The 16,695-nt window shown below is 49.4% G+C and carries 10 protein-coding genes and 1 pseudogene; 3 read left to right on the forward strand and 8 right to left on the reverse strand.

What is annotated here, in order from left to right; genetic code table 11:
- Window positions 1-352 precede the first annotated feature (352 nt).
- Window positions 353-3,241 (reverse strand): polyprenyl synthetase family protein, encoded by a 2,889-nt coding sequence (locus tag H8L47_RS11730; RefSeq protein WP_186953784.1) that lies wholly within the window; start codon window positions 3,239-3,241, stop codon window positions 353-355.
- Window positions 3,242-4,072: 831 nt separating this feature from the next.
- On the opposite strand from H8L47_RS11730, the gene H8L47_RS11735 reads away from it, so the two are divergent.
- Together H8L47_RS11735 and H8L47_RS11740 are read left to right on the forward strand one after the other, a co-directional pair.
- On the forward strand, window positions 4,073-4,270 hold the full coding sequence (locus H8L47_RS11735; RefSeq protein WP_186953785.1) for a hypothetical protein: 198 nt from the start codon (window positions 4,073-4,075) through the stop codon (window positions 4,268-4,270).
- Between the two features lie 190 nt (window positions 4,271-4,460).
- Window positions 4,461-5,450, forward strand: coding sequence for an extracellular catalytic domain type 1 short-chain-length polyhydroxyalkanoate depolymerase (locus H8L47_RS11740; protein WP_186953786.1), 990 nt, complete (start codon window positions 4,461-4,463; stop codon window positions 5,448-5,450).
- 51 nt (window positions 5,451-5,501) lie between these two features.
- Here H8L47_RS11740 and H8L47_RS11745 read toward each other — a convergent pair whose 3' ends face one another.
- Entirely contained in the window at window positions 5,502-5,747 is a 246-nt protein-coding gene (locus H8L47_RS11745; RefSeq protein WP_186953787.1) for a hypothetical protein, read from the reverse strand.
- Window positions 5,748-6,094: 347 nt separating this feature from the next.
- Between H8L47_RS11745 and H8L47_RS11750 the strand changes: the two are divergent.
- A pseudogene (locus H8L47_RS11750) lies at window positions 6,095-6,795 on the forward strand (aminotransferase class I/II-fold pyridoxal phosphate-dependent enzyme); the annotation flags it as partial.
- A gap of 346 nt (window positions 6,796-7,141) precedes the next feature.
- On the opposite strand, the gene H8L47_RS11755 reads toward H8L47_RS11750, so the two are convergent.
- From H8L47_RS11755 to dnaN, 6 genes are all read right to left on the reverse strand, one after another.
- Window positions 7,142-7,963: an HNH endonuclease family protein gene (locus H8L47_RS11755; RefSeq protein ID WP_186953788.1), complete on the reverse strand. Its 822-nt coding sequence runs from the start codon at window positions 7,961-7,963 to the stop codon at window positions 7,142-7,144.
- A complete protein-coding gene (locus H8L47_RS11760) occupies window positions 7,963-9,564 on the reverse strand; it encodes an AAA family ATPase (protein ID WP_186953789.1) in 1,602 nt (533 codons plus the stop codon). The genes H8L47_RS11755 and H8L47_RS11760 overlap by 1 nt, the downstream gene beginning before the upstream one ends.
- A gap of 14 nt (window positions 9,565-9,578) precedes the next feature.
- The gene (locus H8L47_RS11765; protein ID WP_186953790.1) at window positions 9,579-11,108 is read right to left on the reverse strand and encodes a restriction endonuclease subunit S; all 1,530 of its coding nucleotides are present in this window, start codon (window positions 11,106-11,108) and stop codon (window positions 9,579-9,581) included.
- Window positions 11,105-12,565, reverse strand: coding sequence for a type I restriction-modification system subunit M (locus tag H8L47_RS11770; protein ID WP_186953791.1), 1,461 nt, complete (start codon window positions 12,563-12,565; stop codon window positions 11,105-11,107). The genes H8L47_RS11765 and H8L47_RS11770 overlap by 4 nt, the downstream gene beginning before the upstream one ends.
- A gap of 221 nt (window positions 12,566-12,786) precedes the next feature.
- Entirely contained in the window at window positions 12,787-15,282 is a 2,496-nt protein-coding gene (gene gyrB / locus H8L47_RS11775) for a DNA topoisomerase (ATP-hydrolyzing) subunit B (RefSeq protein WP_186953792.1), read from the reverse strand.
- Window positions 15,283-15,525: 243 nt separating this feature from the next.
- A complete protein-coding gene (gene dnaN / locus H8L47_RS11780; protein WP_186953793.1) occupies window positions 15,526-16,632 on the reverse strand; it encodes a DNA polymerase III subunit beta in 1,107 nt (368 codons plus the stop codon).
- Window positions 16,633-16,695: the final 63 nt, after the last annotated feature.

Raw genomic sequence — 16,695 nt, forward strand, 5'->3', positions numbered from 1 at the left:
TGCGCTCAGCAGAATATCTTCTATCTTTGCAAACTGTTCTCTACTGATGTCGCTTGGGTAGGCTTTTCTCATCACCTAAGTTTACGCAATATTCCTTTTGTTTACAATAAGATCTCGAACAGCCTCTTATCTGCCCAGCGCGCCGCACCATAGAAGGCAAGACCTGCGACGATAGCGGCGACAGCAAGCAGCGCAAGTAGCAACGATACAATCCAGGTCATAGTGAAATTGGCTGCTTGGTGGAAAAGAGATGGAGTAGATTATGCACAAAACGCTAGCGCGTGTTTGTTGGGTATCAAACATAGGCGGGCAGGTAAAGGTCGAATCAAATATGAAGGCATTTGCACATTTCTTATCTCAGCCGCTTGGTAGAAGCCCGCGCCAACTCAATCAAGGCCGCCTTAGCCGCAGAATGCCGCACTGGCAGCAAAGCATCCACTCCCATGGCAATCTGCCTCGCAGCCTCAGCCCGCGTATCCTCCAGCGCTTCATTGGCGACCAGCCACGTACTGACCTCGGCGGCATCTGCAAATCCATTCGCTGCCAGCACATCAAAACCTTGCAGGTCGCGCTGGCGGGCCAGTAGCAAGGGGTAAGTTAGCAGGCCGGTGCTGAGGTCGGTGTAGCGGGTTTTACCGGTGTCCTTGGTATCGGGGGCGAGGTCGAGTATGTCGTCGATGAGCTGGAAGGCCAGGCCCATGTGGCGGCCAAAATTGGCTGTGGCGGTGACTGTGGCGGCGTTGCAGCCGCCTACGGTGGCACCGGCGCGGCAGGACCAGGCGAACAGGCCGGCGGTTTTGCCGTCGATGATGCGCAGGTAGTCTTGTTCGCAGGCTTCCAGGTTGCGGCGGCCTGATAGCTGGTCGGATTCGGCGGCGATCATGGATTCTATGACTTCAAACAAGTCATCGGCCAGGCCGTTATAGCCTATGCGGTAGAGTGAGCGCACGGCGCGTGAGACCAGCAGGTTGCCTGCCAGCACACCGGCACCTACGCCATATTTTTTCCATGCAGTGGGGTGGCCGCGCCGCTGGTCGGCTTCATCGATGATGTCATCGTGCAGCAGGGTGGCGGCGTGTATCGATTCTGTGATGATGGCGACTTGCACCGCTTCTTCTGACAAGAAGCGCCGCATGAGCATGGAGCACAGCAGAGCGCAGCTTGCGCGCAGGCGCTTGCCGGACTGGAACAGCGAGTCTGCCAGTACGCCATCGATAAGATGGCGCTGGTGGCTGGCGCCGTATTCTCTGAAGTGTTTGTCGGTCTGGTCAAGCGCGCTGATCAAACGTGCACGTAATTTATCGAGGTCGTCTGCCAGTGCCTTGTCATTAATGGAGCCGACTACATCATTGATCAGCGCGTTGACCCCGGATGTATTAGTCTGTGTTTCTGCTGTACCTGATTTCAAGTCAGGCGTAGTGCTGGCCCATTTGGATACTGGTGCCACGCCCCTGCTGAGGTTGTTGATAAAGCGCATGGCCCTGGATTCAAATTCGGGCAGGCGCTGGTCCCAGCCGAGTTGGCGCACGATATCGCCCGCCTTGACAGAATACTCGGCAACGCGGCCAGTCATGCCACCCAGCCAGGCGATGGTTTCGCCAGAAAATACTGGCACCAGGTCCAGCAGGTGCGGCAGGCCCGCCTCAAAGCGCAGCCTGTCTATAACCTTGAGTGGTGTCAGTGCCGTCGGTTCTTCCAGCGGGAATAACTGGCAGCGTGCGGCACTGGATGTAGTCAGATCAAGTATGTGGTTGACTGCATGGCGTGCAGATTCATTCGCGCTTTCCATGGTCGCCACATCGGTCGCAGTACGCACAAAATCGCCAGCGACAAACAGGTTGCTGATGCCTATATCCACTTCAGGCCGTGCCGCCCAGGAACCGGCGGTGTTGACGAAAAGCGGCGCATCGTTTTCCATGCCTTGCTCTGTCCAGCGCAGTGATGGGTCGATGGAACAGGCGATCACTCCCGCTGCTTCCAGCTCTGCCCGGTCTGCCGGTGCAAGGTGGGCCAGGATTTGTTGCCAGACTTCTTCCTGTATTTCTACTGGCGTGCAATCCTTGGCAGGTTTGCGTATGTATTCACCCGGCGCATCAAAATCAGATATGCAAACGCTGATAATGCCGCGCACTGTGCCATCGCCATATTGGGCCAGCCCGCGTGGCCAGAAGCGTTGCTGGCATAGCGAGGTCAATGCCCACGGCGCATCCAGGAATATGGTGTGCCCGTGATTGAGTTCTATGTCTTGCCCGAGATAGAAGAGGATGCCATTCATCCACTCGGTCTTGAGTTCACCCAGCCTGGCGAGGCTGGGTGCTCTCGCCAGCATGTCGTCATTGCTGATAGCGTGCAAGGCTTCCAGCGGCAGCGCAAGGATGAAGTGATCGGCTGCCAATTCTCTACCATCGTCCATTTGCAAGGCACGTGCAGCTTCACCATCCCACAACACATTTTCTACTGACACCCCCTGGATAAACTCCACCCCCAGGTGTTCCAGATGCGTGACCCATGGTGCTATCCATACTTCGCTGGTCGGGCCATTCAAGACCCGGTCGGCACAACTGCGGTAAATATCGCTGAGTAGTTGTATGCCCACCACCACGTTGGACCGTGCACTCATGTCTGCCGCACGGCAAGCCACCAGGGTGCGCGTCACGGCATTGATGACATACTTCTGATAAGCCTCAGAGCGTGACGGTGCCTGGAAATAATCCCAGGCAGAGATATTTTCAAATTCACCAAAGCGCCGCTCATCTGAACTGGTCAGCATGGTGAACACGCAGCGCACATAATGCAGCATGTCTTCACGCGGCACATCAACACCGCTGCCCACAAAAAGATCGTACAGAAAAGACAGCAGCGATGCCGCGTCACGCGATGATGAGCGCAACTGGTTAGGCACTTCCCAGCGCCCCTTTTTTGACAACGCCAGTGTGCGTGTAGTGTGCGCCAGGTTGTCTGCCACGCTGCCATAAGAACCATCTGCCAGAATACAGGGTATGCGCGCCATGGTGTCGGGGATATGCCGGTAAAAACCAGGGAAGAAGCGAAAGCCATGCTCGCCCGGCAGCTCTTGCTGGCCTGCCGTAGCCGAACCCTCTACCGGAATACTGCGCGACTTGCCACCCGGCACAGCCAGCGCCTCCACCACCGTCACCAAATAGCCGCGCTCGGCCAGCTCATGCGCCGCCGTCAAACCTGCAATGCCTGCGCCTGCAATAAGTACTCTAGTCTGCTTCAACGAGCTGTCTCCTGAGATAAGGTCGCGGAGATAAGCTCATCCGCCATTTTTCAGTGGGTAATTTGTCAGCAGGTATTATGCTGGCAGTCTGTTGGTCTTGGGCAAGCAAAGTGTGAGTGGGATAGTATTTGTATAAAAAAACAGACATTCACCATAAGCTGGCTCAGTCCGAGCTTATCCGCCCCATCATCAACTCTTTCCTCTTGTGCGAAAAGCCCTTGTTCCCACATCACGACAGTGCCTTTTGCCCGATAAGCTCCAGCAAAAAGTAAATACAAAAAGTTATTTGCACGCTGATATGGGTAAGATATTGTTCACATATGAAAGAAATTAAGAAAAGATGCGCTCAAAGGCGATCACTTGCTGGCAGTGCTGGCGGCGTTGTCCAACCCGCACCGCTTGCGCGTTGTTGCTGCGCTTGAGACGCAAGGGCGCAACTACATCAGCCAGCTCCTACTGTCTCATGAAGGCAAAGCATTTAGAACTCATTTCATAAATAGGGTGAGATGCGTTTGCCTCATAACGTGGGCTGGCAAGGCGGACGAGGCAGTCAATAGCTTTGCCTATTGACAACGAGTCCAACGCAGTCCAGCGCGCGTTATGAGGCAAACCCTTCGGGAACTGACGATTTGGGCGCATTGCAGCGTTGTGCCGCTTGCAAAGGCGGACGCCTTAGCTGCGCGTCACGTCTTGCACTGCATCCCAAATCGTCTTGTTCGCACTCATCCTATTTATGAAATGAGTTCTAAATATTTTGAAGTAAGCGGTATCGCTGCGGCGGTGTTTTCTCTGCACAACAAACCAGAATCATAGGGGTTAACATGTCTTAAAATGTTATTTGCTGCGTTCTTCTTCCCCGCTGCTGCTGCCGTCATCGTCTACTTCATGAAATACCTATCCGATGTTGTGCAGGTAAGGGTGCGCCTCGGGCAGGACGAAGCTTACCGAGCGCGTGCAAGCCAGGTAGCGCTGGCAGAAATGCACGGCAGGCTCGTGACAGTAGAAAAAATTCTGCGCGAAGTCGAATAGTTGAGTAATCGCACAATCAGCAGCATCAAATCAGGGTGCAGTCTCACATTGATTTACCTACGCCCCAGCGGCCAACAGGAGTTAAGCAAATGATGCCTGTATCATCGTTTCACCTGAATGCGCTCAGGCCGCTTTACTCGTTTATTGCTGTCTTGCTTACATTAACCTGTCCAGGCAATCGAGGTGCAAGATGAAACGAGTGTTACGCTGGTTTGCCTGGATACTGCTGGGCCTGCTTGCCCTGCTTGCCCTCATCGCATTGTGCGGCGCGCTGTTCGCCTACTTCATTTATTCCCCAACACCTGTGCGCCCAGCCTTGTCTGGCGCTGTGCAAAAAGGCAGCATACAAGCAGGTGGCATCAAGCGCACCTACATCAGCTATGTCCCCCGCGACCTGCCCAAGGGCGCACCCCTGGTACTCGTCATGCACGGCTCCGGCCAAAGCGCAGCAGACATACGCGTAGAAACCGGCTACGGCTTCGAACGCCTCGCCGACCAGCATGGCTTTGCCATCGTCTACCCCAATTCCCACAGCTTTGACTGGAACGATTGCGGCAAAATCGGCGACTACCAGGTCAATGGCCGCGACATCGACGATGTCGGCTTCCTCAACGCCCTGACCGACAAACTTGTCAAGGACCTGGGCACAGACAAGACCCGCGTATTCGCCACCGGCGTCTCCGCAGGCGGCTTCATGTCACTACGCCTCGCGCTGGAATCCCCAGCCCGCTTCCGCGCCGTAGCCGCAGTATCCGCCAGCGTGCAAGTTCCGCAAAACTTCCGCTGTAAACCCGCAAGCACCGGCGGAACCTCCGTCATGATCATGAACGGCACCAAAGACCCGCTAGTGCCCTACAACGGCGGCGAAGTGAACCTGCTAGGCCTGTTCTACAAATGCGGCGACGTACTTAACGCCCGCGCATCGGCACAATATTTCGCAGACCTGAACAAGATCACCAGCACACCCACAGCACAGACGACCGCAATATCAGGTGTCGATGTAGAACGCATAAGCTGGAAGCAGGACGCCAGAACCGAAGTCGAACTCGTCACCATCCACGGCGGTGGACATGGCCTACCGCAACCCTACTACCGCCGCGCCCGCCTGCTAGGCCCATCGCCAATGGCCCCGAATGGGGCGGAAATGATTTGGGACTTTTTTAAGCGGCAACAACCCTGAGGCCCGAGCAGCCTGCCATATCACTGCATATCGCCCAACTACTCTTAGCCATCATGGGAAGCTCAAGTCCAAACCAAACGTACTGGCAAGCACGAAGGTGAAAAGCCCCAGGCCCAGGAGCGACAGCATGAAGATGACGGCCACCTTGCCACTCGCGCGTAAAACCGCGCGCTGCTCCAGCCCGTTGTCCTGCTCCTTCTTCCCTTGATCATAATGCCACTTGACGGCGAAAAACATGCCCACGCCAAGCACGAGAATCTTGAACGTCACCAAGACTACAGGTATCCAATCCATCATTTTGAGTATTTCCAGGCTATTACATACCACTATCTATCGTGAAGCCCACTAACTAAAACCTTGCTTTAGCAGCTACGTTTCTTGTTCAAACCATCCCCACAGGCATCCAGCAAAGTAAGCTGCCGAATGCAGATCAGAGCGGTGAAAGCCCCAACGACTGCCCTGCAAGGATAGTGTTGCTCCACATCCTCCTGCATACTACCTGAAAGCAATTTCCATACATGAGGACAAAATGTCCCAGTTGAAAAACACACAAGACAAAATTTACCAACCTGATTGCCATGATTTGCCATGAACGGCGGGCCACGGTTCTTGCAAATTGCAGATGCCTTGCAGGCAGCGGCTAGCACAAGCCCAGGCTGGTCTATCTCAATCCCACATTACAGAACCCGACCGCCATCACCATGCCAGAACACCGGCGCAAGGAACTCGCCAGCATCGCGAAGCGCTGCAATGTACGCATCGTCGAGGACGACCCCTACCGGCCCTTGCCGATGCCCCGCCACTACCTATTGCCACGTTTGCCCCGGAACAGGTGTATTACATCTCAAGCCTGTCAAAATGCCTGACGCCCGGCTTGCGCGTCGCCTTCGTGCTCATACCCGCCACGCAAGAACGCGAACGTTTCCTGGTCGCGCTAAATTCATTTGCGCTGATGGTCACCCCTCTGACGACCGCACTGGCCACCCAGTGGATACTCGACGGTTCGGCTGACAGATTGATGGAAGGCATACGCAAAGAGGCGCGCCTGCGCCACAGCATGGCCAGGGATATTCTGGCAGGGCGATACAGCGGCACCGGAGACGGCCTGCATATCTGGCTAGAGCTGCCAGCATATTGGAATTCCGCACAGCTTGCGCGCGCGGCAGACAGCGAGGGCATAGCAGTTACGCCGGCAGAGGCATCCGCAAGTGGCCGCGGATCAGTGAATGCAATCCGCATCTCTTTGGGCAGCATTAAGGGCCGTGGACGCTTACAGGCGGGTCTTCAACGGCTGTCTCACCTGCTTGCACGGCGGCCCGAGTCGTTCAATACTGCGGTGGTTTAAGTGTCCAGGAAGCATTGTGCTACATCCGGGAATTCTCTGAATGCGGTCGTGCATTGGCTTGCTGCCTCAGTGCGTATTTATCGTGAGATTACGCGCGAAAGTGAACAGACAGAAAGCTAGGATTGCGATGCAGCACAACGTTCGCTTAGGGGGGCGGAAGCCGCGTCGTGCTCTGCTTTCCTTTATTTTTTGAGCGAGTCACCAGCGCCAATTATTGAGGTTTTCCTAAATGATGACAACACATCGCGTGCTGATTCTCCTATAAGAACCAACACAAGGGTACTGTCATGTATTATGTAAAGATCAATAGTAACAGAAATTATTGCAGGTACCGCCGCTAATCCGATCAATCAATATTCAGTATCGCACTTATTTCAGGGAGTGAACGGTAAGGTTTGAGATATACACTTGCAGCACGAGAGTATTCTTCAGTTTCCCGAACCATTTTCGCTAAAGATTTAGTAATTTTAGTAATTTGTGTTCTGTCGCCGATTTCCTTTGCAGCTTTAAGGCTCACAATTTTTTTGTTAACGTCAATTCGAATGTTATTTCGCTTTCTGCAAATTCTTGTTTCATGAAGATGAAATATTACGATAGAATTTTCTACTTTTTTGCGTTGAACAGTATTGATATTTTCTGACGGAGCGGGTTTTCCATCATTGTCAAACCAGATTGATTTGCAATCTTCGGGGTTAAACGGGTCTAGAAATGCTGGGTCCTCTAAATTGAAATCATCTCCAGGTTTATACGCACGTTTATCTTCCTCAACCAACGGAAATTGACATGCTTTCCCCCCTTTAGTATCTGTAAATTTTCGATGCGAGTTACAAAATGTACATGCACAACGATAATTTTTCCAATCGAAAGCTAGCCACCAGTAACCGTCATGTAATTCGTCACCATCGAGCCTATTTTTCGGTCTAAAGTGATCTATCGGAAAGTCTGACCGTACATCTGCAGCTTCGCAATACCAACATTTTTTTTTCAAATTTTCTGGTAAAAGTTTATAAAAGTCACGCCAAATTTTTGAAGAACTAGCCTTCTTCAAGATGGCTTTTTTCGCTGTTATTGTCGATGCGTTTTCAAGTGCTTTAAGTGCATCCCCGGCTGTTTTTCGCCACTCTTCAGTTAAGCATTCTTCGATATGATCTTCACATATCCAGCGCATTATTTTGCCTCGTCATTCTTTTGATGATATTTTTTATTGAGGAAATCCGTATAGTCAGGATCGTCTGAAATAAAATTAAAACCTAATTTGTCCAATTCCTCATTCAAAACATCTAATTTCTTTAATTCACTACCCTGCAACGATTCCTTACTTGCCAATTTGTTGCGCTCAATTATTTTTTCATTTGTTTTATTGTCGAGCGTTGTTTTTAAACCAAACATATCACTTCGTAGAATCAGATTGATCCCCATACCTCGTGGGCTCTCATTCGGCATTGAAGCCGTAATTTGAGAACGTTGCATTACAGAAGAATTATCGTCTGCCAAGGGACTGGGAATTTCTCTTAATGTTCTCTTCATAACTTGAACTTGGCTACGATCAAGTTCTGCAATCGCCAGTGGATGGTGGGTTACCATCAGGAGATGACTTGTTTCGTGATTTGGAACAAATCGCTCCAAAAAGCTCAAATACTTGACTGCCCAAGATGGATTTAAATGCGTATCTGGTTCGTCTAGGAGAAACAGCGAATCTTTGCCACCGGTAAATTTTAGCAGGCCTAGGACGGTCAATAATTGTTGCTCCCCTTCGCTCAATTCACGGAAAGTTAAAGATTCATCCGTAGAAGTGATTTTTACGCGAACGCTTACTTCAGAAATCATTTCCGATAACAGCGTACTTTCAAGCATTTTGAATAATTCATCAGGGCTCAAATTCTTTGCAAAATTTCGTAGTGATGTGACGTCAGGCAAAAATAAATGGAAGAATTCATTCTTGATTTGGCTTCCAGTAAGTGTAGTATCTTCCCCTCTGGTGACCTTAATCGGCGCTAATGCATAAGGAAATAGCTCGTCAAGAAATTTGCGGACTACGCCATGCGCACCCCAAAATAGTTCTCCTTTCTTTTTTGCCCATGATGGTCTACGCATTACGAAATGGACGCTATCGAGATTTTCTATCCCTAGTTCATCGCGTAAAAATTTTTTTTCGTTGTCTTCTTGGGCGCTCAAAAAGAAGGCAAGGAGCACAAATTGACTATGAAATGGTTTTGCATAAAATAATGGTCGGATATCACCTTTGAGATCAACTTCGTTTTTGAGTAATTTATTATAGAAATCTGTCCGATGTTTTCTGAAGTACGATTCTAGTCTGTCGCTCGGACCAGAGTAATAAGCAAACAAATACTTTGGTAGATATGGTGCGACACCTGATTTAGGATCTCGTTTTACTTTTGAAAATGGCAATGGATCTTTTGGGTTCTCGACAGCATTTAGTTCTTTTTTAGCGCCGTACAGTTTGAGTTTTTTTATTGTTATTTGATATTGTTTAGATAGGCCGAGTCGAGATGGATCGGCATCAATTTCAATTTCGTCCCACCGATCCGAATGGGCATCGCCTAACTGATACGTCAGTGCATACGAAAAAGGTGGAGATTCGCCTAAATCTAAATTACGGAAGATAGATACCAAGGCTTCGAGCACGTTTGATTTCCCTGAGCCATTGAGACCAACGATAACCGTCATCAAACTCGCTTCAGCAAAATTTATAGACACATTTTCAAGGTTTTTAAATCTCGAACGAATATGAAATTTGTCAATTTTCATTGCTTATTCTTCCATCATGCATTGTTGGCTAATTCAAACCAGTCTTCATTGGAATCTTTTGGGCGCTTTTTTATTACAAGCCCATTGCTTATTTGGTCACGAATATCGAGGAAGAATTGTTCTAATAATTGCACCGACGCTTCTTGAGGATATCCAGCTAATATAAATAACTCTCTACCTGAAAGAGATTTTTTTTCTTGATTTAAAATATCCAAAATGGGGCTAATCTGATTTAGATTCATATTTTTTTTCGCAGAGTTTATTAATTTCCTTGGCGGTTTCTGCCCGATGTTTCGTATGTGAACATTCGTTTTTTTCAGCAAATCTTCAGCTGATTCGTCATTTGAATCTTGTGGCACGAGTGCGCCATGCAAAGCTTTTTCATATAGCGCTGGCATTAACCGATTGGCCGCAATGAATGTTTTAGAAAGGCGTTGCTCTAACTTGTCAGCTAAAGCAAAAAGAGAATCTACTTGTCGCACAATTTCATGCTGCTCTTCAGAAGGGGGAATCTGAATTTCAAGATTTCGAATGTCGCCTAATGTTAATCCAACTTTTGTTGCGCCTTTGCTGAGATTTTGAAGTTGTGCTACCCCCCCTGTAGGTGAGGCCAAAAAATAAGCTAAATATTTTGCGTTATATTCTGATTTTGGTCGTGCTAAGCATATATGTTGATTAATGTATGCCTCTGATAGTAGTGGTCCATCAATTAATGCAACCATTCCAACATCTGCGGTAATTGATATTAATATATCGTTTATTTGAACCCTGGTCCGATTGCCTTCAGCATCTTTTGGGGGAGTTACATATTGAATTTTCGATAAATCTAAGGAGATGGATTGGTGATTCAAATTTCCAATACGAAGAAAAATTGCACCCTCGTTCGAGTAATATTTTGCCCAACCTCTTGAGCCGCTGGTAATCACATCAAAAACATCGTTTCCTTGTTCTTTAATCCAAGTGACATCATTTGCCGTTCGTTTCCCCATTTTTTTTCGCCAGCTTCGTGTCAGCTCGCCAGATGTAGCAGCGACGAGGATAGACTGCCGAAGACGCTTTATATTAATTGGCAAACTGTCAAGGCGTTTCTGGCAGTTTCGAACCACCTTAAGTACGGCGTCAAGTTTATTTGCAATTCGTTTTTGTTCCGCAAGCGGTGGTAGGGAAATGTTTAATAAATATGCGTCTTTTCGGTTGAAACCAGGAATCGCAGTTGATTTATTTAATGACGCCAAGTTAAGTTGTTTAAGCTGATAAAACCAATATTTTGGATCTCCAAATGGGAAGTGGTCAACGTAATAAGTGGTATCAATTGGTGTACATGGGGTTTCTGAGAAGCTTACTTCCCCAACACTGCCTTTCCGCCCTATGATTATGGTTTTTCCATCAGTTAGTGGAGTGTGATGGAAGCCAACTACTCCATTTGAACCATAGACGGGGTATCCCGCACCAGATCGGACCCTATCAGGCAAAGCCTTACCATATTTCAATTCCATAACCTGGCCGAGTTTTGCGTGTGTCCATCCGAGAGGTAGAGTTTTCATGCCTTACCCAATTCGTCCAGAATCGTTTGTAATTCCACTATCGCCGCCTCAAGTTCAACTACAATTTCCTGTGTGAGCATTGCCGGGTCTGGCAGGTCCGCAGCATCTTCCGTATTTTCGTCTTTTAGCCATGATATATTTAGACTGTAGTCATTGTTTGCAATCAAGGAATGTTTAAAGAGACGGAAACGTCCCTGTTCCCCTTGATTTATACGTGTGCTTTTGCCGTACGGATCATCTCCATAGGCAATTTCAAATTCTCGAAAGTACTTGCGACTAAACGGGGTTCGTTTACCAAATTTAGGCATATTGGCACGTAAATCATAAACCCAAACTTCATCAGTGCTACCTACTGCGGTATCACTAACTTTCGTAAAAAAAACTACGTTTGTCTTCACCCCTTGAGCATAAAAAATACCAGTAGGTAATCGTAAGACCGTATGTAGATGGCATTTATTCATTAAATCTTTGCGAATTTCTGAGCCAATACCCGTTTCAAAAAGGGCGTTGTCAGGTAACACGACTGCAGCACGTCCACCAGGTTTAAGACCCAAGTAAATATGCTGTAAAAACGCAAGTTGCTTATTTCCTGTCGTAAATGGCAGGTCTTTTCGAGTTGGACCCCCACCACCTTTTGCTGTTCCAAATGGTGGATTGCTAAGAATTAAGTCGGCAGGAGGTAAATTTCTTCCTAAATCACTGAGGGTATTCCCCAGGATGACGATTCCTTCATCATCCCCCTCCATATCGTGAAGTAGACAATTCATTAAGGCTAAGCGTCGTGTACTAGCGACTAGTTCCACTCCCACATAGGCCTTACTTCTTTGAAATTCTATTTGCTGGGGGGGGAAACCAAAAAAATCATTTGTTTGACTTCGTATGTAAGCGTTGGCCGAAATTAAAAAACCAGCAGTACCCGCTGCTGGATCCTGAATAATTTCACCTGCTTTTGGTTTAACTACTGCAATAATACTGTCAATTAGTGGGCGAGTAGTAAAGTATTGTCCCGCTCCAGATTTTGTTTCAATTACATTCTTTTCTAATAAACCCTCATATAGATCTCCAAGGCCGTCTTTTTTCTCACTAAACCAGCCAATACTGTTTAGTGATTTAATCAATTGACTTAGATGACGTGGCTCTTTCAATTGCGACTGTGCGTTTGCATAAATCGCATTTATAAGCTGATCTTCGCTTTCACTGAGTTTCTTTAGAGTTTTTTTGTAGTGGTCTAACCTTTTTTCCTCTGGCAGCTGAGCGAGTGTTTCCCAACGGGCATACTCCGGCAATTTATGGCGTGCTAAAGGGTTGAGTATTACACGATGCTCTTGAACCTCTTGTTCCATTTTAATAAATAGCAGGAGGACTAGTTCGGAAACATAATCAGAGTAGTTGATTCCATCATCACGCAGGATGTCGCATAAATTCCAGAGTTTTTGGACGATTTCAGTGTTGTTCATTGCATAAGATATTTTGTTTGCAGAAACCACGAGATTGAATACAGATTTTCTCAATAGTCTGAAAATTCACATGTATATCAGTATGTAATTCGTGTGTTCTAGTTTCATCGAAACTTCGAATAATATGTAAATATTGATATTGTGCAACGCACTTACCAAATTTTGGGTCTTGTAGATAAATAAAAAAGCCCATCTTTGTGGGCTTTTCTAATGCAACTATACTACACGTCAATATTCCCCGCCCGCAACGCATTCGATTCAATAAACGCCCTGCGTGGTTCAACGTCATCACCCATCAATGTTGTAAAGATCTGGTCGGCGGCAATGGCGTCTTCGATCTGTACTTTGAGCAGGCGGCGGACTGTGGGGTCCATGGTGGTTTCCCAGAGTTGGCTTGGGTTCATTTCGCCCAGACCTTTGTAGCGTTGCTTGCTGACGCCGCGTTCGGCTTCGTCGCGTAGCCAGAGCATGGCCTGGTGGAAGTCGTGTACGGCGATTTCCTTGGCTTTTTCGCCTTCGCCACGGCGGATGAATGCGCCTTCTGTGAGCAGGCCTTTGAAAGTCGTGGCGGCGTTTTCCAGTACCTGGTAATCGGCACCATCAACAAAGTCGGCGTCGATGCTGCTGACCTTGATGTTGCCGTGGTACAGGCGTTCTATACGCAGGCTGAATGCGCCTGAGAGTTCGTCGCTGCGTACTACTGCTTTCACGGCATTGTCGCCAATGGCGGCGGTCAGGGCGATGGCGGATGCTTCTGCGTTTTCTGCATTATCCAGTTTCAGCGTGACACCGGTCATGATGGCGGTGAGGGCGGCGCGGTCGATGACGCGGGTCAGGCGCATCATGATGGCGTTGGCCAGGTTGTACTGGCGTACCAGTTCGCCCAGGGCTTCGCCAGTGATGGGGGCTGCGCCTGTGCCTGGTGTGAGGGATGCGCCAGTCAGGGCAACGGTCATCATGTAGGTGGCTTCTTCTGCGTCATCTTTGAGATAGCGTTCATCGCGGCCTGCCTTGACTTTGTAGAGTGGTGGCTGGGCGATGTAGATGTGGCCGCGTTCTACCAGTTGTGGCATCTGGCGATAGAACAGGGTCAGCAGCAGGGTGCGGATGTGGGCGCCGTCAACGTCAGCATCGGTCATGATGATGATGCGGTGGTAGCGCAGTTTGTCGGCATTGAATTCGTCGGGGCCTATGCTGGTGCCCAGGGTGGCGATCAGGGTGGTGATCTGTTCACTGGACAGCATTTTTTCAAAGCGGGCTTTTTCTACGTTGAGTACTTTACCGCGCAGTGGCAAGATGGCCTGGAACTTGCGGTCGCGACCTTGCTTGGCTGATCCACCCGCAGAGTCACCTTCGACGATGTACAGTTCGCACAGGGCCGGGTCTTTTTCCTGGCAGTCTGCCAGTTTGGATGACAAGCCCAGGCCGTCCATGACGCCTTTGCGGCGTGTCAGTTCGCGGGCTTTGCGGGCTGCTTCACGGGCGCGGGATGCCTCGACGATTTTGCCGCAAATGATCTTGGCGTCGTTTGGTCGTTCTTGCAAAAAGTCAGACAGGGTCTTGGCGACGATTTCTTCTACCGGGCCGCGCACTTCGCTGGAGACGAGTTTGTCTTTGGTCTGCGAGCTGAACTTTGGTTCTGGCACTTTGACGGACAAGACGCAGGTCAGGCCTTCGCGCATGTCGTCGCCAGTGACTTCGACCTTGGCTTTTTTGGCGTATTCGTGTTCTTCAATATACTTGTTGATGACGCGGGTCATCGCGGCACGCAGGCCGGTCAGGTGGGTGCCACCGTCGCGCTGCGGGATGTTATTGGTGAAGCACAATACCTGTTCATTGTAGGCGTCATTCCATTGCATGGAGACGTCGACCGTGATGTTGGTGCCCTGGTCAGACAGGCGTTCGCCAGTGGCCTGGAAAATGGTTGGGTTGAGTATGCTTTTGTTTTTGTTGATGTATTCAACAAAGCCTCGGGTGCCGCCTTCAAAGGCAAACAATTCTTCTTTGCCGGTGCGGTGGTCGTTGAGCTTGATGCGTACGCCATTATTCAAGAAGGACAATTCGCGTATGCGCTTGGCCAGGATTTCATAATGGAATTCAACATGGGTAAAGATTTCTTCATCGGCCCAGAAGTGGACTTCAGTGCCGCGTTTGTCTGTGTCACCCATGACTTTGATGGGTGAGGTAACAATGCCATCAACGGTTTCGAGTTCGCGGTTTTGCGGTACGCCACGGACAAATTCCATCGCATACATTTTGCCATCGCGGCGGATAGTCAGCTTCAGCAACTTGGACAAGCCATTTACGCAGGACACGCCCACGCCATGCAGACCGCCAGATACTTTGTAGGAGTTTTGATCAAACTTGCCACCTGCGTGCAACTCGGTCATGACGATTTCTGCGGCGCTGCGTTTTGGGTCGTGCTTGTCATCCCATTTGATGCCGGTAGGGATGCCGCGGCCATTGTCGGTAATCGAGATGGAGTTGTCGCTATGAATGGTGACATTGATCTCGGTACAGTGACCTGCCAGGGATTCATCAATCGAGTTATCCAGCACTTCAAAGACCAGGTGATGCAGACCGGTGCCGTCCGAGGTGTCACCGATGTACATGCCGGGGCGTTTCCGCACGGCTTCCAGGCCTTCCAGAATCTGGATTGAAGATGCGCCGTATTGATTGGGCTGGGCTGGAGTGTTGTCTTGGGTGTTATCGGACATGGCTACCTTCTAAAAAAACGAACTGTTTTGGACAATTGTGTCAATCGCCCAATGTGAAACATATTCAGGGACTGCTTTGTCATTCTTATTCAGGTGGGATCCACTGTCTGCGTTGTTGATGCATTACGGCACAACGACACTGGGGCGCCAGCCCGGTGGATTCCCGCCTGCGCGGGAATGACGGTAATGAGATTGCCGTGAATTTTGCGTACAGCTTTCACGGCAATTCAGCACATAAAAAAACTATATCCGCATCGGCATGACGACATATTTAAAGTCGGTGTTGTCGGGGATAGTGATCAGTGCGGATGAATTGGAGTCACCCAAAGAGACCGATATCTGGTCGCATTTGAGGTTGTTCAATACATCGAGCAGATAGCTGACATTGAAGCCGATGTCTACGCTGTCGCCACCGTAGTCGATTTCGATTTCTTCTATCGCTTCTTCCTGGTCGGCATTGGTCGACAGGATCTGCATCAGGCCAGGGGTGATGACGCAACGCACGCCCTTGAACTTGTCCGACGTCATGATCGCGGCACGTTGCAGTGAACGCAGCAATTGCTCACGGCCCAACGTGAAGCTGTTTTTATAGCCTTTTGGGATGACGCGGTTAAAGTCAGGGAACTTGCCTTCGACCAGTTTGGAAATCAGTTCGATATCGGCAAAAGTCAGTTTGACCTGGTTGTTGGCGATGTCGATTTGTACCGGGTCTTCTTTGTCTTCCAGCAGGCGCTGCATCTCGATGATGGTCTTGCGGGGGATGATGACTTCATGACGCGGGAACTCTTGCTCAACTTCGACCTGGCAAAACGCCAGGCGGTGGCCATCAGTTGCCACGGCGATGACGTTCTTGCCATCAACGACCAGCAGCAAGCCATTCAGGTAATAACGAATGTCTTGTTGCGCCATCGAGAAATGCACCATGTTGAACAGGTGCTTCAGGGTTTTTTGTGGCAGGTTGACGCTGGCATTGAAATGCTCGGCCTGGGCCACGGTAGGGAATTCTTCTGCCGCCAGGGTTTGCAAGGAGAAGCGCGACTTGCCTGACTGCACGGTCATCTTCTTGTTTTCAAGCTTGAGGACAACATCATTGTCATCTGGCAGGGCGCGCAAAATATCCAGCAATTTGCGGGCTGCTACCGTCGTGGCTGTGACGTCGCCGCCTGAGCCTATGGCCGCCTTGGTCGTGATCTGCACTTCGATGTCTGTCGACAGGAACGACACTTGTTCACCGTCTTTGCGAATGAGGATATTGGCCAGAATCGGCAATGTATGCCGACGCTCGACAATACCACTCACAATTTGCAAAGGCCGGAGCAGGGTGTCCCGGTGGGTTTTAACCAATTGCATTTGAATATCCTCACTAAATTATGGTGATAAGGAACTTAAATTATCTCTTACTGTTTTTTATAA

Source organism: Undibacterium umbellatum (genome assembly GCF_014284125.1).
In the GTDB taxonomy this organism is placed as follows: domain Bacteria; phylum Pseudomonadota; class Gammaproteobacteria; order Burkholderiales; family Burkholderiaceae_D; genus Undibacterium; species Undibacterium umbellatum.